Here is a 20,745-nt window from a genome sequence, read left to right on the forward strand (position 1 = left end):
CGATGTCCTCTCTCAACGACGTGTTGGAAAACGCGCGCCTCACCTATGAGCAGCACGTGCGGACGTGCCGTCAGTGCCATGCCGACGGCGCGGCCTGTGCCGTCGCCAAGCATCTCCTGCGGATCTACAACAACGCACGCAGGGACCACATGCGCTCGGGAGGGCAGCACGCGGCGACGGACTGACCGGGTCAGGCGCGGAAGCCGACGTGCACATGGTCGTGGTGGGTGGCGTCGCTGAAGAACTGGCCGGCGCCGCCGCCCGGCAACAGCACGGGACCACCCACGTTGTACGACCCGGCGGCCGCCGCGTCCCGCATGAACCGCTCGATCAGGCCGCGTGACGTCGCCGGGTCGACGACCGCGTGACCGTCGATCCGCCAGACGTCGAAGGCCCGCCCGCGCGGATGGTCGCTGGGCCGGCCGGTGCCGAACACGTCCAGCGGGTGCCCCGACCGCACGACGCTCACCTCCAGCCGGTACGTCCGCGCCAGGGCGAGCAGCGCCCGGGCCGCGCTGGTGTGCACCTGACCGCTGCGCAGGTCCGCCACGGCGGCGGGCGGCAGCACGATCCGGTCGTCGGACAGCGCGGTCCGGATGTCCGGCGCCAGTGACCGCAGGGCCGGTCCGGGGCGCGCCGGATACAGCGCGTCGACCGTCCAGTCGGACCCCGACCGGGACAGTCGCACGTCGACCGTGCTTCCGCCCGCGCGCGTCGTGCCGCCGCGCCGGGTCCACTGCCGGCACACCACCAGCACACTGGCCGACCGGGACAGAATCCCGCCGTACTGCGCGTACACGACCTGCAGCGCGGCCTCGTCGGCCGTCGGCAGCAGCGGTCCGGCCCGGCCCACGAGAGCCGTCGGCAGTCCGAGCGCCGCGACCCGTGCGCGCGCCGCCGCCGCACCGCCCTGCCCGGCGGCCCACGCGCCGATCGCCTCCACCAGCCGCACGGCGCGCAGCTTCGCCGCCGGCTGGACCTCGGCGGACGTCGGCCGCCAGAGCACGGTGTGCGGCAGGCCGGGGGAGGGCGACGGCGAGCCGCCGCGGGTCGGGTCCTCCTGGCGCGGGTGCCCGGCCGGTGCCGCGGTCCGGGAGCAGCCGGCCGCGCCGAGCGCGGCTGAGACGAAGGCGCCCAGCACGGCACGGCGACGGGGCGAGGAAGGGCCCGTCGGGGTCATGGGGCCCAGTGTCCGCCGGGCGGCACGGCAGGGGCCAGTCGGCGCCCTGCCGTCGGATCGGACCGGCTCGAGCCGACGGTGCCCGTCGCAGGCGTCGGCGCCGACGCGTCCGGATCGGCGGGTCGCACGCGCGGTGACGAGGACCCTGCACCGACCGTCGGAAACCCCCAACTCGCTCAGAACGGTGGGGCGTCGAGGATCTCCACCAGGGATTTCGCGCTGTGCTCGTCGCCCGAGGCCGTCCCCGACGGGTCGGGGAACGTACGGCCCCAGGACGCGGCGCGGCTCAGGGCGCTCAGCCGCCAGGCGAGGTGCGCGGCGCGCCGCAGATCCGCCGCCGTGCGGCCGGGGCCCGTCCAGGGATCCAGATACGCGTCGAGAAGACGGTCCAGGACCTGCGGGCCGTAGCGCGCAAGAGCCTTCTCGGCGGGGATCCGCAGGCTGCAGAACGGGTGGGACACGGCCGCGTCGCCCCAGTCGAAGAAGGTGAACCGGCCCGGTGCCGGCCGGAACAGCTGGCCGTCGTGCAGGTCCGCGTGGTCCAGGGTGTCCTCGACGCCGATGGAGGCGAGTTCGGCACACCACTGCGCGAGACGGGGGCGCAACCGCTCCAGCCGGGCGCGGTCCTCGGCGCCCAGCACGGTGTTCCTCGCCAGCAGCCCGTCGAACGTCTCGGGCAGGCCGAGGGTCCGGGCGGCCGGCACTCCGAGCTGCTCGATCTCGTGCCGGTGCGCGGTCACGGCCCGCTGCAGGCGCGCGTACCGGCGCAGCAGGTCCTCCCAGGCCACCGGCTCGACCGGCGCGCGGGCGAGCGCGGTGCGGAACAGCTCGCCCCCGTCGGGCAGCAGCACCCAGGCCCGCTCGGCGTCGACGGCCAGCGGCTCCAGCACATGCTCCGGCACCCAGCGGGCCAGCGCGGCGGTCAACGGGCCCTCGAAGGCGCTGCCCGGCGGATTGGCCTTGAACCAGACGGCGTCGCGCCCCTGGACGGGCACCCGCACCAGCACGGACCACGGCCGCAACCGCACCCGCAGCTCAGCGCCCATGCGCAGACCGCGCGCGGCGAGCCGCTCGGCCACCCAGTCGAGGGCCGCGTCCCGCCACGACTCCCGCTCCCACGGGGTGGCCGCGTACTGGTAGGTGTTCCGGTCCACGACGATCGAAGACTCACGGGCGATCGGACTTCCGCGGCCGGTTCGGCTCTCCCGCTCCATCGCGCCATCCCACCATCGGCCGGACGCGGCGCGCAAAGGGGCGCGCCCCCGGTCACCGACCGGGGGCGCGCCGTTGTGCGGGGAGGATCAGGCGCGCTGCTTGCGGCGCATCGTCAGGTAGGTGCCGGTCGCACCCGCGGCCAGCAGGGCACCGACGCCGAGGCCGACCGGCAGGGTCGGGAAGCCGGAGGCGTCGGTCGTGGCGGCCGTGTTCTGCATCGTGCCCCCGGTGATGCTCGTGGCGACCGGGGCGACGTGCTTGATCGGGCCGACGTGCTTGACCGAGCCGTCGGAGTTCAGCAGCACCTGCCTGTTGTTCGGGTGCCGGAAGTCGAACATGCCCGACAGGGAGCCGGCCGTCGCGTCGAAGGAGTGGTCACCGACCCGGCCGGTGCGCCAGTTGTCCTCGATGAACCGGGTGATGGAGGCCTGGTTCGACAGCGTGTGGTCGACCTTGTTCACCTTGCTGAACGGCGAGACGACGAGCAGCGGCTGACGGGTGCCCGGGCCACAGCGGTCCGCGTAACCGCCCGACGCCTTCGGGCCCTTCTGGCAGGCCGGGCCGTCGGTGGCCTTGCCGTTGGAGCCGACCGAGGAGTCCGTCGAGCCGTTCTTCGGCAGGGCGTAGGCGTGGTCGTACCAGCCGTCGGAGTCGTCGTAGGCGACCACGATCGCGGTGGACTTCCACTGCGGTGAGCTCTGGATCGCGTTGATCTGCTGCACCAGGAAGTGCTGCTCGTCGGTGGGGTCGGAGTACCCGGCGTGGCCGTCCTGGTACTCACCGGCCTTGAGGAAGCTGACGGCCGGCAGCTTGCCCGCCTTGAGCGCGGCGGAGAAGTCGGTCAGGTCGTAGTTGTGGTTGGCCTGACCGCTGTGGCCGATCTCGGAGACGCTCTTCGGGGCCAGGTGGTGCGGGTTGGCCGTCGACTTGTAGTACGAGAACGGGTTGTGGTGCGGGCTGTAGTCCGCCACGGCCGCGCCGCCCACGTTGGTGTGCGTGGTGTCGCACTTGGCGTACGAGCCGGACGTGCCGTTCCACGCGGTCGACGGGCGGAAGCCGCCCTGGAACCAGCCCCAGGACACCTTCTTGGTGTTGAGCAGGTCACCGATGTTCTTGCCCTGCAGCGACGCCAGCGCGTTGGTGCTGGTGTGGTCCTTGCCGGAGCAGTCGTCGAACGCCGGGTCGGGGTCGTTGATCACCGTGCCGACGCCCTTGGCGTCCGGCGACTGGATCGCGTACGCGTCCGGCTTCGAGGTCTGCTTGCCGGTGACGGGGTCCACGGAGACCGCGCCGTGCGTCTGACCGGAGATCAGGTTGAGGGCGCCGGGCGTCGAGGGGCCGTAGACCGAGCTGTAGGCGCGGTCGCTCAGGGAGTAGTGCTGGGCGTAGTTCCACAGCGCAGTGACGGTGTTGCCGTCGTAGTAGTCCATCGCCAGGCCGGGCTCGCCGAACAGGCCGCCGCTGCACTTGTCGACCTCGGTGTTCTGGACGAACTGGTCGGCCTTGCCACCGTTGTAGGCGTACTGCTCGGCGCCGTAGGAGTGGTTCTGGTCGCAGGTCATCGCCTGCGACGGGGAGAGCCGCTTGGGCGCGTACTGGTTCGGGTTGTGCTTCAGCAGGCCCGCGTGCGCCAGGGTGTCGATGTCCTTCGGGGTGTTCTTCGACGCGGTGAACTTCGTGCCGTCCGTGTTGGCGGCCTTCGGGTACGTCGCGAAGTAGTGGTCGAAGGAGATGTTCTCGTCGAAAAGCACGACGACGTGCTTGATCGGCGTCACGGTCGAGGAGTGCCCGCCGTGCCCGGAGGGCGTTGCCGCCCAACCGGGCGCGTTGCTGCCGAGCACGGTCAGCGCCGCGGCTCCCGCGAGCGCGCCCAGGCTCCGCATCGCGGCTCGTCTTCCTCTGCTGGCCATGGTGGTCTACCCCTTTGGACAGAACGTCTGTGCGTCGTACGAGCACGCATGCTGCGCCCACTGCGGAGCGCGTCGGCGGAGCCATGATGGCGCCCAGGTGAACACCGAGTCAGGGATGTTAGGGCAAAACTTGACGGTGTGTTGACCCTATTGGCTGATGAGTTGTCCGGACAGGTTCAGCCGAACAGGGCACGTCCGTACCAGTCCGAGGGATCCCGGACGCCGGGCAGCGCGAAGAAGTATCCGCCGCCGAACGGCGTGATGTAGTCCGTCAGCGGCTCGCCGGCCAGCCGGTGCTGCACCGCCTCGAACTGCCGCTTCACATCCTGCTGGTAGCAGCAGAACAACAGGCCCATGTCCAGGTTGCCGTTGGCGTCCATGCCCCGGTCGTAGTTGTACGCCCGGCGCAGCAGGCGCTGGTCGGTGGTCGCGGACGTGCGCGGGTTGGCGAGCCGGATGTGCGCGTCCAGCGGGATGACGTCACCCTTCGGATCGTCGGCGTAGTGCGGCGTGTCGTGCTCGTGGTCGCCGTCCAGCGGTGCGCCGGAGGAGCGGGCGCGGCCGAACATCCGCTCCTGCTCGCTGAGCGAGACCCGGTCCCAGAACTCCACCAGCATCCGGATCAGCCGCACGACTTGATAGCTGCCGCCGACCGCCCAGTCCGGCTCGCCCATGCCCTTGCCCACCCAGATCAGACGGTCCATCTCACGGCCGCTGGTGGCGTCCGGGTTGGCGGTGCCGTCCTTGAACCCCATGAGATTGCGCGGGGTTCCGGAGGGCCGGGGCGGGCTGGAGAAGCCGTCCAGCCGCCAGCGGACCTGAAGGGCGCCCCGGGTGTGCCGGGCGATGTCACGCAGTGCGTGCAGGGTGGTGTCCGGGTCGTCGGCGTGCAGGTGGAGGCTGACGTCGCCGTGGCACCAGTCGGCCCGGAGGTCGTCGTCGGGGAACCCGGGCATGGCGGTCAGCCGCCGCGGCTTCGACGCGGCAAGCCCGAACCGGTCGTCGAACAGCGAGGCGCCGACGCCCACGGTGACGGCCAGTCGACCGGACGGCACCCGGTCGCCGAGGACACCCGAGTCGCTGGGCGGGGCGGTGATGCCGGCCGGGGCCGGCGTACCGCCGGAAGTGAGGAAGCGGGCCCGGTCGGTGAGCGTGCGCAGCAGGTCGCTGAGGTCCGCACGGCTCTCGGCGGTCACGTCGAGGGAGGCGAACACGCTCGTACGGCGCGGGGCCGCGATCGCCGAGGCCTGGTGGACGCCGTGGAACGGGGCCAGGGCGTCCGCCGCGGTCGCCGGAGCGGCGGCGGGTGCCGCGGCGCTCGTGGCGAGGCCGGCGCCCGCCAGGGCGGCGCCGCGCAGAAAGCGGCGCCGGCCCACGCCGTCGGGTCGTTCGGTGCTGCTCATACGGTCCTCCGCGGGTCGCACAGGGTGGCCACCGAGGCCAGCCGCTCCACCAGATCGCCGAGCACCGCGTCGGTCTGCTCGCGCTGCGCACGGCTCAGCCGGTCCAGCGGGGTCCAGCGAGCGCCGTGCCGGAAGCCGTCGAGGGTGTGCCCGGCACGGTCCACGTCCGCCTCCAGGCCCGGCAGATCGGTGTACCGGGTGGTGAGCAGCGGACGCAGCCGGGACAGCACCTCGCGCGTGCCGTCGAGGTTGGCGCGGGCGGTGGCGAGATTGCTGCCACTGCCGTAGTCGCTGCGGCCGGTCAGCTCGAACTGCACGGTGTTCTCCAGGATCTCGTGCGCCCGCAGTCCCAGCTGCGCGGGGTCCATCCGTGTCTGCGACCAGCTGTCCCGCAGCCCGGTCACCGCCTTCACCAGGGCCGTGGCCGGAGCGCGCAGCCCGGCGGCGGATGCGCCGTGCCACAGCCCGTACTCGATGCGGTGGAACCCGGCGAAGTCCTTGTCGCGCACCCCGCCGGGCAGGCCGGCGTCGGTGCCGTTGATCGCCGCGTCCACGTCCCCGAAGGCGTCGTACGCCGCACCCAGCCGCTCGTACTGGAGATGGGCCGGCAGCCAGGCCGACCGGGCGGTCGCGAGGTCTCCCGCGTCGATCGCGTCCTTGAGTTTCGCGGTCAGCCGCACGACGTCGTCGAGGCCGCCGCCGACCCACTTCTGATAGGCGAGGGCGGGCGGGATCAGATCGTGCTCGGTGACCGGCGCGGCGCCCGGTCCGCGCTCGCCGCCGGTGATGTGCACGGTGGGCCCGGTCACGGCGTCGGCGTCGTCGGGCACGCACTTGAAGGCGTACGCCCCCTTGCCCAGCCGGACGGTCAACTGCCGTGTCGTACCGGGCCCGATGCCCTCCACCTCGCCGTACACCGCCTGGCTGCCGGGGTCCTCCAGGTAGACCTCGGCGGCGCCGTCGGAGGAGTTGTGCAGGTCGAAGGTGCGCACTCCGGGCTCGGGCCGGGTCCAGCCGTGGCCGCAGCGGCTCTGCGAGACGTCGATGACGACATGGTCCGAGGGGGCGCCGGTGGTCCGGCCGTGTCGCGGCCCGCCCAGCGTGGATGCGAGCAGCGTGCCCGCCAGGGCCACGGCGAGGACGACGAACACCGCGGGCGCCGTCCGGAGACGAACGGACCGCGTGCCGAGGCGAGGCAACGGCATGGCGAGCCTTTCCGGAACGATGTACGCAACGGCCTCATGGTAGGCGCCGTTCCGGAACCGAACATCCGTCCAGGGCGTTCGATGGCCAAGAATTCCCCTGGGGTTCACCGGCGCTTTCACGGTGAGCGGCTGGCGCCGCGTGCCGCGGTGGCCGGTGCTCAGCTCACCGGGAAACCGAAGGAGTGGCCCTGCTGCTTCAGCCACGGCAGCAGAGTGCGCAGCGCGGCCACGGTCTGCGAGCGGTCGCCGCCCGCGTCGTGGAAGAGGAGCGTCGGCCCGTTGGCCAACTCGCGCTTGACGGTGCTGATGATGGCGGCGGTGCCGGGCCGCTCGAAGTCCTTGGAGTCCACGTTCCACCCGAGCGGAAGCATCCCGTGCGAGGCCGCCAGGTGGCGGCTGTACGGGGTGAAGGCCCCGCCCGGAGCCCGGTAGTACATCGGCCGTACACCGCCGGACGCCTTGGTGATCTGCTGCTCGGCCTCAAGTATCTGCTGTGACTGGTAGGCCTCGGACTTCTTGTCCATCGTGGTGTCGTGCGACACCGTGTGGTCGCACAGTCTGTGCCCTGCCGCCACCACCTGCCGGACCAGGTCCGGGTGCGCCTCGGCCTGCGGGCCGATCATGCAGAACGTCGCCTTCACGCCGTTGGCGCGCAGGACTTGGAGCACCTGCGGGGTCCAGACCGGGTCCGGTCCGTCGTCGATGGTGATGTTGACCGCGTTCGCGCCCCCGTCCGAGGCGTGAGCGATCGCGGCGGACACGGGTGGTGTCTTCGGCGTGGTGGCACGGGCCGAGGCGCTCGCCCGGGGCGCGGGCGCGTCGCTGCCCGACTGGCCGGCCTGCGCGGTCCACACCGACGTGGCGGCCGCCACCGCCGTGACCCCGACCGCCGCCGCGATCATCCGACCGTGCCATCCCCGCCCACCATGCCCCGCCATGTCCCGCCCCGATCTCGTCCGTGTCTGTTTGGCCCCATGCACCCGTGTTCTGTGCACCTGTCAGGACGGCGAGGGTTCGAAGGGGGATCCGATTGTTACGGATCACGGACAATTCCGGGGCGGTTCCGCGACAGTGGGCCTGAGCGCGCACGGCCGGTCGGCCGGCGGAGTCGGTACGGTGCCCGGATGGCTCTCTATCCGGAGATCGAACCGTACGCGCACGGCCTGCTGGATGTGGGCGACGGCAACCACGTCCACTGGGAGACCTGCGGCAACCCGGACGGCAGACCGGCGGTCGTCCTGCACGGCGGACCGGGATCCGGCTGCTCCCCTTACCCCCGGCGCCTGTTCGACCCGGCCGCCTATCGGATCGTCCTGCTCGACCAGCGCGGCAGCGGCCGGTCCACGCCGCACGCGAGCCGCCACGACACCGACATGAGCGTCAACACCACGGCGCATCTCATGGCCGACCTGGAACTGCTGCGCCGGCACCTGGGCATCCAACGGTGGCTGGTGTGGGGCGTGTCCTGGGGGTCGGTGCTCGCGCTGCGCTATGCGCAGACCCACCCGGGTGCCGTCTCCGAACTGGTGCTGACGGGCGTCGCCACCGGGTCGAACGCCGAGGTCGAGTTGCTGACCAGGGGACTTGGCCGGATCTTCCCGGACGCCTTCGAGCGGTTCCGGTCCGCGCTGCCGGCCGGGGAACGGGACGGCAACCTCGCCGCCGCCTGCAACCGGCTGCTCGAATCCCCCGACCCCGAGGTGCGGGAGCGGGCCGCGCGGGCCTGGACCGACTGGGAGACGGCCACGATCCCGGCGCCCCCGCGCTCCGTCGACCGCTATGAAGACCCGGTCTTCCGCATGGGCTTCGCCCGCACCGTCACCCACTACTGGGGCAACGACCACTTCCTCGGCGAGGGCAACGACGAGGGCGTGGTGCTGCGCGACGCACCCCTGCTCAAGGGGATCCCCGGCACCCTGGTCCAGGGCAGCCTGGACTTCGGCAACCTCCTCGGCACCGTCTGGCGGCTCCATCGGGCCTGACCCGAGAGCGAGTTGGTGATCGTGGGCGACAGCGGCCACAACAGCGGCGCGCCGGGCATGGCCGAGGCCCTGGTGGCGGCGACCGACCGGTACGCCGCTCGGGTCTAGGACGCCGAAAGATCTCCCCGGTGCCGGAACGTGGTGGGTGCGGCGGGTGCGACCTCCGTCGAGACGGGCGCTGCCCGTGCCGGGAAACCGGGGCGCGCAGTCGGGGCGGATGTGTCAGGCTGGCCCGTCGGCACAGCCACGCACCGGCCGGCTCCGGCACGTTCCGGGGCCTTCACCTCCAGGAGTGTCCGATGACGCCGTCACCGCCCCGACTCCGCCCGCTGCTGGCCCAGTTCGACTTCGCGTGCGAGCGCCTCCTCGGCCGACTGGCCGGGCCCGTCACGGACAGCGGCGACGGCACGGACACCGAGGTCGAGCCCCTGACCGACGACGAGTACTTCTGGGAACCGGTCCCCGGCTGCTGGACGGTGCGACGGCGCGCGGACGGGCCGGGACCACGGGCGGCCTTTCTGGCCGGCGGCGGCCCGTGGGGGCGGGACGCCGCGCCGTACCCGCACCCGTGGCCGCCGCCCGTGACGACCCTCGCATGGCGCCTGAGCCATCTCACCGAGATGCTGGTGCTGCGCGCCGACCACACCGCCGGCAGCCGCTCGGCCACCCGCGACGAGCATCCCGTCAGCGGCGACGCCGCCACCGCGATCGAGGCCTTCCGCACGGGCGCGGCCGCCTGGCGCCAGGCACTGCTCGGCGCCGACGACCCGGCGCTGGACACGGTGGGGTACTGCGCCTACCCGTACGGCAGCGACGCGGAGGAACCCTTCCTCGACATCGTGTGGTGGGTCAACCAGGAAGTGCTGCACCACGGCGCCGAGATCGCCCTGCTCCGCGACCTCCACCGGGCGCACCGGCAGGCCTGACGGCCGGGTCCGGCCCGCTCACTCCCCGGCCGGTGCCGCTCGTACGATCGCCGCGGCCGCCGTGCCCGCGGCCCGCACCGGTTCGGTGCTGCGCGCGGCCCGGCCGAGCATGAAGGCGCCCTCCAGCAGGGCGATGACCGAACTCGCCGTCCTGCGGGCGACGGGCTCGGGGATGCCGCCCTCGGCGTAGTAGGCGGCCAGATGGCCGATCCAGCTGTCGAACACCTCCGAAGTGGCCTGCCGCAGCGACTCGTTGGTGCTCGCCACCTCCAACGCGACCGTCGCGATGGGGCACGGGTCGGCGAAGTCCAGTTCGGCGAGGGTGCCGGCCGCCGCGGCGAAGGCGTCGGCGGTGGCCGCCACGCGGTCCTCGTACGGCGCCATGAGTGTGGTGACGAGTTCCAGGTGGACGGCGCCCGAGGTGCGGACGACCTCCTCGCCCAACTGGGCCTTCCCGCCGGGGAAGAAGCGGTAGATCGAGCCGAACGGCGCACCGGCCGCCTCGGCGATCTGCTTCATCCCCGTGCCGGTGTAGCCCGAACGCCGGAACAGCTCGGTACCGGCGTGCACGATGCGCCGCCGCGTCTCATGGGTGCTGATGGCCTTGCCGTCGCTCACGGTGGCACCTCCGGGAAGTCGCTGCACCATCGACTACCAGGACACCGGGGGCGACGGGCTCACCGTGGTCCTCGCCCACGGCCTCGGCTTCGACGAATCGGTCGGGGCCGACGTCGTCCGCGCGCTGAGCCCCGACTTCCGTGTCCTGGTGCCCGTCCTGCCCCTCGGCAGCCACCGGCGCCCGATGCGCCCGGACGCGGACCTCTCCGCGCACGGCGTCGCCCGTGTGCTGGCCGACTTCATGGACCGCCTGGACCTGCGCGACGCCACCCTCGTCCAGAACGACGCCGGTACGGCCCAACTCCTCGTCGGCGTACGGGACGAACGCATCGCCCGGCTCGTCCTGACCTCCTGCGAGGCCCTGGACAACTACCCGCCCGGCATCCAGGGCCGGATCCTGTCCGTGGCCTGCAAGGTCCCCGGCGGCACCTTCCTCCTCGTGCAGTCCTTCCGTTTCCCCTCCCTCGTCCGTATGCGGACCTCGCTCGGCGGCATGGCGAGGACACGGCTGCCGAAGGAACTCATCGGGCGCTGGTACGGGCCGCTGTTGACGAACCGTCATGTTCGCCGGGACTTCACCCGGTTCCTCCACGCGACCCGGAAGGACTGCTATCTGCGGGCGGCCCGCAACCTCCCGGGGTTCACCCGCCCGGCACTGGTCGCCTGGGGCGCCGAGGACCGCATGATGCCGCCCGCGGCGGGCCGCCGCCTGGCCGAGCTGCTGCCGAACTCCCGCTATGTGGAGATCCCCGGAGCCCGCACCCTGGTCCCGCTGGACAACCCGGCCGCGCTCACTGACGAGATCCGCCGGTTCGCCAAGGACCACCCCCTGCCCGACGAGCGCTGACCCCGTGCGCGGGCGGGGACGTGGGTCCGTCCCCGCCCGCGCACGGGCAGGTCACCCTTCGAGGGAGACGTACAGGCGCGTGCCGCCGGGCCGGAAGCCGACCCTCTCGTACACGCGACGGGAACCCTCACCCCCGTACTCCAGCCACACGGAGCCCGCGCCGCGGCCGAACATGGTCGCGGCCAGGGTCGAGGTGACCGCGGCGGCGATGCCGCGCCCCCGGTGTGCGGGCAGGGTGCCCACGCCCGCCAGCTCGGCCGTGCCCTCGGCGGGCGCCGAGCACAGGGCGCCCCCGGCGCAGCCGCCCGGCGCGCGGACGAACCGGACGGCTCCGCCGCTCTCCTCGGTCCGCCGCAGCCGTGCCGCGCTCTGCGGCGACGGCTCCCACTCGCCGCCGAAGGCCGCGGCCAGCGCCTTGTCGAGCGCGGCGTAGTCGGCGTCCGTGGCCGGGGCTTCCACCTCGAAGGGGGCCGCCGGGCCCGGGCCTGCGCCGGGCACGGTCAGCGTGGCGGGGGTGCAGACCAGGTAGTCGTGCACCGCCTCCGTGCCGAATCCCGCCCGGCGCAGCGCGGGTTCCACGGCGGGCGCGGCGTCCGGGGCGAACTCCAGCCGGGGCTTGAGCCCGCGCTCGCGGAACGCGGCGATCAGGTCGGCCACGTCCCGGTCGGTGGGCTCGCTGCCGGGGCGGGGGGTGGCGTAGTTGACGTACGGGCTGGTCGTGGAGGCGTCGAACCCCACGACGAAGCCGCCGACTTCACGCGCCGCCGGGCGGCGCAGGAGGTTGGCGACGGCAAAGCTCTGGACATCGGTGCGCACGACGAAGACCTCATGGTGAAAGGGGCCACGGGCTGATGTGGGCCGGTGCGTGGCCGGGCATACGGGAACGGCCTCTGCGAGGAGAGGGCGGTGCAGGGGACACCGCGTCGTCGGACCGCCGTGAGAAGAAGCGAGGGGTACCGCGGAGCGCTGCCTCGGGGCAGACGGCTCAGTACCGACGGCGGCCGCTGGGGGACGCCGGAACCATGGACTTCAGTCCTTCATGAGAACGGAACGGATGCGCCTTCGAGCACAGCGATCTTGGCACGGCGGGGGAAGCGCCGACAAGCGCCGGCCCGGCGGGAATCCGCCTCGCGAGCCGGGCGTCGGTCCGCGCTGCCGGGTGCTCCCGCGAGCCGGCGCTGACCGTCACCGGCTGGAGCGCTGCGCGGCCACGATCGCGGTCACGGTCGGCTCCGCCCCCGCCAGTCGCTGCACCCGCTCCGCGAACCCCGGGAACTGCGACGCGACCTTGGTGAGGAAGCGCAGCTCGGGCGGTGCCACGTTGACCTCGGCGACATCGCGTTCGATCGCCCTGACCACACCCTTGCAGACCTGCTGCGGCGAGACGGTGCGGACCCGGCCGGGCGTCGCCGAGCCCGTCTTCGCGAACATGCCCAGCTCGCGTACGAAGCCGGGCTGGACGATCGAGACGCCGACGCCCGTGCCGTGCAGATCCTGGCGGAAGGCCAGCGAGAAGCCGCGCAGCCCGAACTTCGTCGCGGTGTACAGGGACGACGACTTGGTGGCCGCCATTCCGGAGAGGGACCCGACGAAGCAGAGGTGGCCGCGTCCGGCGGCGACCATGCGGGGAGCCAGCAGCCGGGCGAGCATCGCCGGGGCCCGCAGATTCACCGCGAGGGCCCGGTCGATCTGCTCCGGCGTGTAGTCGAGGACGTCACCGCTGGAGGGCAGGGCCGCGTTGGCGATCAGGATGTCCGTGTCCGCGGCCTCCTCGCCGAGCCGTCGCACATCGTCGGCGTCTCCCAGATCCGCCGCGATCGTCCGGGCTCCGTAGCGCTCGGCGAGGGGTTCGAGCGCGTCGATGCGGCGGCCGGTGAGCACGAGACGGGCGCCGCGGGCGGACAGTTCGGCGGCGAGCGCACCGCCGATGCCGCCGGTGACGCCGGTGAGCAGAACGGTTGACCCGGCAATGTCCACGACTACCCCTCCGTCTTGTTCGTTCGAACGAACACTAGGGACTCCGGACGTCCCTGTCCACCGGTGATGGAAGAATGCACGCCATGCCGCACGCCGCCCAATCCGCTCCCGCCGCCCCGATGCGCCAGCGCATCATCACCGCCGTCCTGCGGATCATCGGTGAGGACGGTGTCGCGGCGGTCACCAACCGGCGGATCGCCAGGGAAGCGGGCGTGTCCCTCGGCTCGGTCACCTACCACTTCGCCACCCAGCACGACCTGTTGCGCGAGAGCCTGCTGCACTTCGTGCGCGAGGAGGCGCGGCACTTCACCGAGCTGGCCGAGCAGTGCCAGACGGAGGGCCTCGCCGTCGAGGACGCGGCGTCCCTGGCCGGCCAGGTCGCCTGCGGCTCGGCGCTGGACAGCGCCCATCTCGCGCCGTTCGAGCTGTACATCCACGCCGGGCGCGACGAACGGCTGCGGGAGGCGGCGGCCGAGGCGTTCCGGGCCTACGACCTGCTCGCCGCCCGCATCCTCACCGCGCTGGGCGTACCGGACGCGCAGCGCCTGGCCGCCACCACCGTCGCCCTCGTGATGGGCCTGCAGCTGCGGCGGCTGGCCACGGGCAGTCCCGTGGACGACCTGGTCGACGCCCTCCTGCTGCTGGTGCGAGGAGCCGCCGACCGGCCGTCCACGGCCGCCTCAGGGGAGCCGGCGGCACAGTAGGGCGTCGGGCCCGGGACGGCTGCCCACCCGGGTGGTGTAGGCGATTCCGGCGGCGTATTCGTCGTCGCCGCACTGGCCCTTGTAGTCGCCGTACGCGAAGTCGCCGCCGGATGCGGCGGTGGGGCGGTTGTCGGACCGGTCGAACCACACCGTGCGGCCCGCTCCCGCCAGCGAGGTCCGGGCGGGCACGCACAGGGCCGCCGACACCCGCTCGCCGCGGACGCTGTAGCCGATGAGGAAACCGCCCTCAGGGCACTGCAGCTTGGTGTACCCCGAGGCCCAGTCGCCGCCGGCCGGGACGTAGCGCTCGTCCGTGACGACCGTCTGGCCGGCGGAGGCGGCACGCAGATCGCCGCCCGGTCCGCTGCCGTTGCCGTCCGTGCACAGGCCGCGGCCGCTGGTGTGGCCGAGGCCGGTGAGCCGCAGCCCGTCGGGGCAGGCGGCCTTGCGCGCCCCGGAGTCCCAGTCGCCCGTGGCCCGCACGCGCACCGACTCCACCGCGTCGCCGTGGTCGACGGCGAGCATCCGCCAGACCGGGACCGTCGGCACCGGACCGCTCTCGCTCGCCGCGGTCATGAGGTGCTGCCAGGCCGAGGCCCGCCAGTCGCCCGAATCGAGGATGCCGGAGCGATGTCCCGACGCGTCGTACTGCAACAGCGCCCAGTCGTCGTGTCCCGTGAAGCCGACCAGCGGCCAGAAGGCGAAGTCGGTGTCGTGGTCGGCGAAGTAGTCGGTGATGTTGCCGAACCAGGTGCGGGCGACGGGATTCGTCTCGCTCGCGCCGATGCCGAACTCGCTGACCCAGACGGGCGCGGTGTAGTGCCGGCCCGCCTCCTCCACGAAGAACGCCTCGTCCCGCAGCGCCGCGTACAGGTCGTCGCGGCTCAGGTCCTGGTAGCGGGGGTCGTGGGTCTCGCCGATACCGGTCGCGCCGCTGTGGTGGGGGCCGGTGTAGCCGTAGAAGTGCGCGGAGTAGACCAGCTTGTGGGAGTCGACGAGGGTGTGGGACAGGGTGCCGGCGGGGGTCAGCACGGGCCGGCCGTGGGGGAGTCCGTCGGCCGGGATGCCGGTCCAGTTGATGCCTTCGACGACGATGAGCAGGCGCGGGTTCGCCTCGGTGAGGATGCGGTCCGCGGCGAGCTGGGCCGCGGCGTACCAGTCGTGGTTGTCGCCCAGGCCCCAGTTGGGGTCGTCCAGGACGTCGCGCCGTACCTCGTTGTACAGGTCCGCGCCGACGACCCGGGGGACGGAGGCGTATCGGCGGGCCATGAAGACCCAGTCGTCGGCCCACGCCTGCGTCGACTGCGAGCTGTTCCAGCGCTCGTTGCCGTCGACGCCGCAGCACCAGCGCGAGGTGTTGGTGTGGTTGTTGAGGATCACGGCGAACCCGCTGTCGCTGAGCGCGTCGACGACGGCGTCGTAGATCTCCAGCGGTGTCCTGCCGCGCAGTTGGGGATTGGCGGCCACGGCGCTGTCGGGCACCGGGGTCGTGCTGTGGATCATCTCGTTCGAGAACGGCAGCCGGATGGTGTTGATGCCCGACTGGTGGAAGTCGCCGAGCAGTTGGTCCAGCGGGACGCGGTCCAGGCCGAGGGGTATGCCGTGGGAGTTCTGGCCGGCGTGGTGGTTGGCGGGATCGTCGATGCTGCCGCTGCCCGTCCAGGAGCCCTGTGCGCCGTCCCAGTTGGCACCCTTCAGCCGGAAGCGGTTGCCCTGGCTGTCGACGATGTAGCGGCCCTGCGTGGAGAGCGGGGCGGACCAGGAGGCCGGGACCGTGGCGTCAACTGCCTTTGAGGCATGTGTGGTCGGGTCCTCGGGGAGGGCGGAGGCCGTGGTGGACGTGGCGGTGACGAGCAGGAAGCCCGCGACCGCGACGGCCAGGCGCAGGACGGCAGGTGCGATCGGCATCTGGGGAGCCCTTGACGGTAGGGGGGTGGGGGAGGGCCGTGCGACCAGGGTGGCGAAGTCGGCCCGATGGGCGGAGTGTCCACCATGCGACACGGTTCAGGGAAGAGGCACGTTCTCCCGGGCGGCCGGCGGGACTTGGCGGGCGGCCTACAGGGCGCGGGCGACGAGCAGGGCCACGTCGTCGTGGTCGTCGGGGTTGCGCAGTCCGTACAGCAGGACGTCGCAGGTCTCCTCCAGCGACCGCTGCGGTTCGTCGAGGAGGTCCAGCAAGGCGTGCAGCCGGTCGTCGATGGCGTGCTGCCGGGTCTCCACAAGGCCATCGGTGTAGAGGACCAGCAGGTCACCGGGGTTCAGTGCGACCGTCGTGGTCTCGAACCGGACCCCGCCGACGCCGAGGGGCACCCCGGCCGGCAGGTCCAGAAGTCTCGGCGAGGCGTCGGGGCGTGCGAGCGCGGGCGGCATGTGCCCGGCGTTGGCGATGCTGCACCGCCCGGTGCGCGGGTCGTACACCGCGTACAGACACGTGACGATGTAGTGCTCCAGATCGCAGGTGATCTTGTCCAGGTGCTGGAGCACCGCGGCGGGGGCGAGATCGACATCGGCATAGGCGCAGGTGGCCGTGCGCAGCCGGCCCATGGTGGCGGCGGCGTCGATGCCGTTGCCCATGACGTCGCCCACGACCAGGGCGGTCTTGTCGTCGGCCAGCGGGATGACGTCGTACCAGTCGCCGCCGACCTCGCTGGTGGCCTGCGCAGGCTGGTAGCGGGAGGCGAGTTCCAGGCCCGTGTGGTGCGCCGAGTGGTCGGGCAGCAGACTGCGCTGCAGGGTGAGCGCGGTGTTGCGGACGCTCTGGAACCAGCGGGCGTTGTCGATGGCCACGGCGGCCCGGCCGGCGAGTTCGGCGGCCAGGACCACGTCGTCCTCGTCGAACGGCGCCGGGTTGTCGGTCCGCTTGAGATCGAGGGCGCCGAGCACCTCGCCGTGCGCGATCAGCGGCACGGCGAGATACGAGTGGACACCGGCCTGGGCCAGCAGGGCGCCGGCGGTGGCGTCCCGGGCGATGCGCGGCAGATCGTGCGGCCCCACATGGGACACCAGGACCGGCCGTCCGGTGTGCACACACAGCGTGACCAGGCGGTCGCCCGCATAGGCGGCCACGTCGCCGGGCGGATCGGCGGCACGCAGCGCGACCGTGGGGTGGGCCGCCTTCAGGGCCAGGGCCCGGAACAGCTCGGGGCCGTTGCCTCTGCCCTTGCGACGGCAGGACAGCGCGGCGTCCAGGACGTCCACGGCCGCCACGTCGGCCAGCGCCGGCGCCGCGATCTCGGCCAGCTCACGGGCCGTCTGCTCCACGTCCAGCGTGGTGCCGACCTGGGCGGAGGCGTCCGCGATGAGCGCCAGGCGTCGCCGCGCCCGGTCGGCCTCGGCGGCCGCCCGGTGCCGCTCGGTGACATCGACGACGGAGGCGGCCGCGCCCAGCACCCGCCCGCCGGGATCCTCCAGCCGGTAGAAGGACAGCGACCAGGCGTGTTCATGACCGGGATCGGCGGGGGGACGGCCGACGTGGTACTGGTCCAGCAGAGGCGTACCGGTGGTGAGCACCTGGCGCAGCGCGGACTCGACCGTGTCGACGTCCGGGAAGGGCAGCGTCTCCCTCAGCCGACGGCCGATGTGCTCCTCCGCGGGAATGCCGTCGATCCGCTCCAGCGCCGGGTTGACCAGGAGATACCGCAGGTCGGGGTCGAGCAGGGCCAGCCCGATCGGGGACTGGTTGATCAGCTGCTCGCACAGCGCCAGATCGGTCTCCACGCGCTGCAGCAGCGTGTGGTCGGCCGCGATGCCGAGGGCGTAGACGTCTCCGAGGTCGTCCAGCAGCCGCATGGTCCGGAACTCCGTCAGCCGGCTGCTGCCGTCCTTGTGCCGGACGGGAAAGGCGCCGGCCCAGCCCCGGCCGGTCTGCAGCACCTCCGTGAACAGACTCACCACGGACTGCAGATGTTCGGGGTGGATGAGCAGGCGCGCCGCGTGCTTGCCGAGGGCCTCCTCCGCGGAGTACCCGAAGAGTTCCTCGGCCTGCGGGGTCCAGAAGACGATGCGGCCGCGGGTGTCCAGGGCCACCGCCGCCACACTCAGCACATCCAGCAGTCCGGTCGGCCGGGGCAGCTCGGTTCTCTGCTTGTCATGGCCGGCTTCGAAGGAGTCCACTGCCATGCCGGGTCACCTCCACCGGCCGGACGGCCACGCACTGGCGCTGGGGGCCGGTCCTTCCATGGTCGCCCCGGCCCGGGCTCGGTCCAACCCCACGACGGCACGAGGCGCGGTCCCGGGCAGGGTCTCGGGCGGATCTCTGCACATCAGCGGACAAACAGGCCCATAGTGGTGTAAGGGTGTAACTGATGGAATCCGCGCGAGAGGGCTTCGCCGCAGGCACACCCGGGGCACCGGGTGATCCCTTCGACGCGTCCACCGACGCGGCTGCGGTGATATCGGAACACGGCGTCGTGGTCGGCTGGACCCGGGGCGCCGAAACACTCCTCGGCCACGCGGCAGCGGACGTCGTCGGCGCCTCCGCCGCGCGCCTGCTCGTCATGCCCGCGGACCCGGCACGGCTCGCCGGCGTCGTGGAGCGGTGCCGCGCAGGCAACGGCTGGAGCGGGCAGATCGCCGTACGGCACCGGGACGGCGGCAGCCTCGACCTCCAGCTCCGGGTCTCGGCGGCGTTCCGCATCGGCGACACCGAGTGCTTCCTGGTGTCGGCCCGCGCACAGCGGCAGCCGTGGACCATGGGCCAGTCGGTCCTGGGCGGGTTCCTCACCCGCTCGCCGGTCGGCATGGCCGTCATGGACACCGAGCTGCGGTACATCTGGCTGAACGACACCCTGGAACGCTTCGGCGGGGTCCCCCGGGACGAGCGGCTCGGGAAACGGCTGAGCGAGATGCTGCCCGGACTGCAGGCGGAGGCCCTGGAGGGCCTCATGCGCAAGGTGCTCGCGACCGGCGTGCCGGTGACCGACTACGAGTACGTGGGCTGGAGCTGGGCCGACCCGCACCGCCAGCGCGCCTACGCCACCTCGTTCTTCCCGCTGGTGGCCGCCGACGACGCCGTCACCGGCGTCTGCTACATGGTCCAGGACGTCACCGAGCGATGGAACGCCCGCCAGCTGCTGACCATGGTCAACGAGGCCGGCACCAGCATCGGCACGACACTCGACGTGATGCGGACCGCCCAGGAACTCGCCGACTTCACCGTCCCGCGCTTCGCGGACTTCGTCATCGTCGACCTGCTGGAACCCGTACTCAGCACCGAGGGCCACGGGGCATGGCTGAGCGACGCCGGACCCGCGCCCGCCAGGCCGGCCATGCGCCGTGCCGCGCTGCGCTCGGTGCGCGACGGCACCCCCGAGGCCGTCGTACAGGTCGGTGACGCGGTCGACTTCCTGCCGCCGCCGCACGACACGCACCTGCTCATCGAGGGCGAGCCGCTGCTCATCCCGATCCTCGACCCCGCCGACGAGCTGTGGGCCACCCGGGCACCCCTGCGCGCGGCACGCATCCGAGAGTTCGGCCTGCACTCGGTGATCTTCGTGCCGATGCGGGCGCGGAACACCGTCCTCGGCCTCACCACGTTCGCCCGGTCCCTCAACCCGGTCTCCTTCGGCACCGACGACGTCCTGCTGGCCCGGGAACTCGTGGCACGCGCGGCGGTGTGCGTGGACAACGCCCGCCGCTACACCAGGGAGCACACGGCGGCGATCACCCTCCAGCGCAGTCTGCTGCCACCGGCCCTGACGGGCGGTACCGCGCTGGACGTGGCCTCCTCCTACCGGCCGGCGGACCCCTCCGGCGGCGTCGGCGGCGACTGGTTCGACGTGATCCCGCTGTCCGGCGCCCGCATGGCCCTCGTCGTCGGCGACGTGGTGGGCCACGGCATCACCGCGGCGGCCGGCATGGGCCGGCTGCGCACCGCGGTCCAGACCCTCGCCGCCATGGAGATGCCCCCCGACGACCTGCTCGCCCATCTCGACGACCTCGTGCTGCGGCTGAGCGACGAGGAGGCCGTCGCGGGCGCGGCCGCCCGGAGCACCTTCATCGGCGCGACCTGCCTCTACGCCGTCTACGACCCGGTCACCAGACGGTGCGCGATGGCCCGCGCGGGACACCCGCCGCCCGTCGTCGTGGCACCCGGCGGACCGGCCTACTTCCCGGAGATCCCGGCCGGACCCCCGCTCGGGCTGGGCGGGATGGCCTTCGAGGCCACCGAGATCGAACTGCCCGAGAACAGCCTCTTCGGCCTCTACACCGACGGCCTCATCGAGGGCTGCGACCAGGACTTGGAGCGCGGCATGGCGCGGCTCGCCAAGGCCCTCAGCCGCTCCGGCGAGGACCTGGAGGCGCTGTGCACCTCCGCCGTGCGGGGGCTCGTGCCCGTGCCGCAGTCCGACGACATCGCCCTGCTCCTGACCCGCACCCATGTGCTCGGCGCCGACCGGGTCGCCTCCTGGGACGTACCCCCCGACCCGGCCGCCGTCGGCGATCTGCGCGCCCGCGCCACCCGCCAGATCGAGGCCTGGGGCCTCGGTCCGGAACTGGCCGTCACGACGGAACTCATCGTGAGCGAACTCGTCACCAACGCCCTGCGCTACGCCGCACCGCCCATCCGGCTACGACTCCTGCGCGACGCCCGCCTCACCTGCGAGGTGGGCGACGCCAGCAGCACGGCCCCCCGGCTCAGACACGCCCGGAGCACCGACGAAGGCGGCCGTGGGCTCTTCCTGGTGGCCCAGCTCGCCCACCGCTGGGGCTCCCGGTACACCGCCGAAGGGAAGATCATCTGGGCCGAACTGGAGATTCCCTGAGCCCGGATTTGCCT

At 72.7% G+C, this 20,745-nt stretch carries 16 protein-coding genes and 1 pseudogene; 6 read left to right on the forward strand and 11 right to left on the reverse strand.

All coding sequences use genetic code 11. From position 1 onward, the window contains the following. Positions 1–2 precede the first annotated feature (2 nt). Positions 3–185 (forward strand): hypothetical protein, encoded by a 183-nt coding sequence (locus tag AQI95_RS04000; RefSeq protein WP_067117405.1) that lies wholly within the window; start codon positions 3–5, stop codon positions 183–185. A 5-nt stretch (positions 186–190) separates the two neighbouring features. On the opposite strand, the gene AQI95_RS04005 is transcribed toward AQI95_RS04000, so the two are convergent. The 6 genes from AQI95_RS04005 to AQI95_RS04030 form a co-directional block, all read right to left on the reverse strand. Next, entirely contained in the window at positions 191–1,180 is a 990-nt protein-coding gene (locus tag AQI95_RS04005; RefSeq protein WP_067117408.1) for a hypothetical protein, read from the reverse strand. Positions 1,181–1,356: 176 nt separating this feature from the next. After that, positions 1,357–2,394: an aminoglycoside phosphotransferase family protein gene (locus AQI95_RS04010; protein WP_067117410.1), complete on the reverse strand. Its 1,038-nt coding sequence runs from the start codon at positions 2,392–2,394 to the stop codon at positions 1,357–1,359. 87 nt (positions 2,395–2,481) lie between these two features. Further along, positions 2,482–4,305 (reverse strand): phospholipase C, encoded by a 1,824-nt coding sequence (locus AQI95_RS04015; RefSeq protein ID WP_067117413.1) that lies wholly within the window; start codon positions 4,303–4,305, stop codon positions 2,482–2,484. Between the two features lie 176 nt (positions 4,306–4,481). Further along, positions 4,482–5,708, reverse strand: coding sequence for an iron uptake transporter deferrochelatase/peroxidase subunit (gene efeB / locus AQI95_RS04020; protein WP_067117416.1), 1,227 nt, complete (start codon positions 5,706–5,708; stop codon positions 4,482–4,484). Next, positions 5,705–6,913 carry an EfeM/EfeO family lipoprotein gene (locus tag AQI95_RS04025; RefSeq protein ID WP_067117419.1) on the reverse strand — a complete coding sequence of 403 codons (1,209 nt, stop codon included), beginning with the start codon at positions 6,911–6,913 and terminating at the stop codon, positions 5,705–5,707. Before AQI95_RS04025 ends, efeB begins: the two co-directional genes overlap by 4 nt. A gap of 158 nt (positions 6,914–7,071) precedes the next feature. Continuing rightward, positions 7,072–7,851: a polysaccharide deacetylase family protein gene (locus tag AQI95_RS04030; protein ID WP_067117421.1), complete on the reverse strand. Its 780-nt coding sequence runs from the start codon at positions 7,849–7,851 to the stop codon at positions 7,072–7,074. 186 nt (positions 7,852–8,037) lie between these two features. Between AQI95_RS04030 and pip the strand changes: the two are divergent. Further along, positions 8,038–9,003: pseudogene (gene pip, locus AQI95_RS04035) on the forward strand (prolyl aminopeptidase). 191 nt (positions 9,004–9,194) lie between these two features. Next, on the forward strand, positions 9,195–9,821 hold the full coding sequence (locus AQI95_RS04040; protein WP_067117424.1) for a DinB family protein: 627 nt from the start codon (positions 9,195–9,197) through the stop codon (positions 9,819–9,821). A gap of 18 nt (positions 9,822–9,839) precedes the next feature. Here AQI95_RS04040 and AQI95_RS04045 read toward each other — a convergent pair whose 3' ends face one another. Then, on the reverse strand, positions 9,840–10,439 hold the full coding sequence (locus AQI95_RS04045) for a TetR/AcrR family transcriptional regulator (RefSeq protein WP_244188617.1): 600 nt from the start codon (positions 10,437–10,439) through the stop codon (positions 9,840–9,842). On the opposite strand from AQI95_RS04045, the gene AQI95_RS04050 reads away from it, so the two are divergent. Then, positions 10,420–11,286, forward strand: coding sequence for an alpha/beta fold hydrolase (locus tag AQI95_RS04050; RefSeq protein WP_067118669.1), 867 nt, complete (start codon positions 10,420–10,422; stop codon positions 11,284–11,286). The genes AQI95_RS04045 and AQI95_RS04050 overlap by 20 nt on opposite strands. A gap of 51 nt (positions 11,287–11,337) precedes the next feature. Here the strand turns inward: AQI95_RS04050 and AQI95_RS04055 are convergent, their stop codons facing one another. After that, positions 11,338–12,102: a GNAT family N-acetyltransferase gene (locus AQI95_RS04055; protein WP_067117430.1), complete on the reverse strand. Its 765-nt coding sequence runs from the start codon at positions 12,100–12,102 to the stop codon at positions 11,338–11,340. Positions 12,103–12,471: 369 nt separating this feature from the next. After that, on the reverse strand, positions 12,472–13,263 hold the full coding sequence (locus AQI95_RS04060) for an SDR family NAD(P)-dependent oxidoreductase (protein ID WP_067117433.1): 792 nt from the start codon (positions 13,261–13,263) through the stop codon (positions 12,472–12,474). An 83-nt stretch (positions 13,264–13,346) separates the two neighbouring features. On the opposite strand from AQI95_RS04060, the gene AQI95_RS04065 reads away from it, so the two are divergent. Continuing rightward, positions 13,347–13,967, forward strand: a complete 621-nt coding sequence (locus tag AQI95_RS04065) for a TetR/AcrR family transcriptional regulator (protein WP_067117436.1) — start codon at positions 13,347–13,349, stop codon at positions 13,965–13,967. Here the strand turns inward: AQI95_RS04065 and AQI95_RS04070 are convergent. Together AQI95_RS04070 and AQI95_RS04075 are read right to left on the reverse strand one after the other, a co-directional pair. Beyond that, entirely contained in the window at positions 13,944–15,875 is a 1,932-nt protein-coding gene (locus AQI95_RS04070; protein ID WP_067117439.1) for a glycoside hydrolase family 5 protein, read from the reverse strand. The genes AQI95_RS04065 and AQI95_RS04070 overlap by 24 nt on opposite strands. Positions 15,876–16,022: 147 nt before the next feature. Continuing rightward, positions 16,023–18,086, reverse strand: a complete 2,064-nt coding sequence (locus AQI95_RS04075) for a SpoIIE family protein phosphatase (RefSeq protein ID WP_079071041.1) — start codon at positions 18,084–18,086, stop codon at positions 16,023–16,025. Positions 18,087–18,271: 185 nt separating this feature from the next. Between AQI95_RS04075 and AQI95_RS04080 the strand changes: the two genes are divergently transcribed. After that, on the forward strand, positions 18,272–20,731 hold the full coding sequence (locus AQI95_RS04080; protein ID WP_067117442.1) for a SpoIIE family protein phosphatase: 2,460 nt from the start codon (positions 18,272–18,274) through the stop codon (positions 20,729–20,731). Positions 20,732–20,745: the final 14 nt, after the last annotated feature.

The organism is Streptomyces yokosukanensis (assembly GCF_001514035.1).
GTDB classification, from domain to species: Bacteria; Actinomycetota; Actinomycetes; order Streptomycetales; family Streptomycetaceae; genus Streptomyces; species Streptomyces yokosukanensis.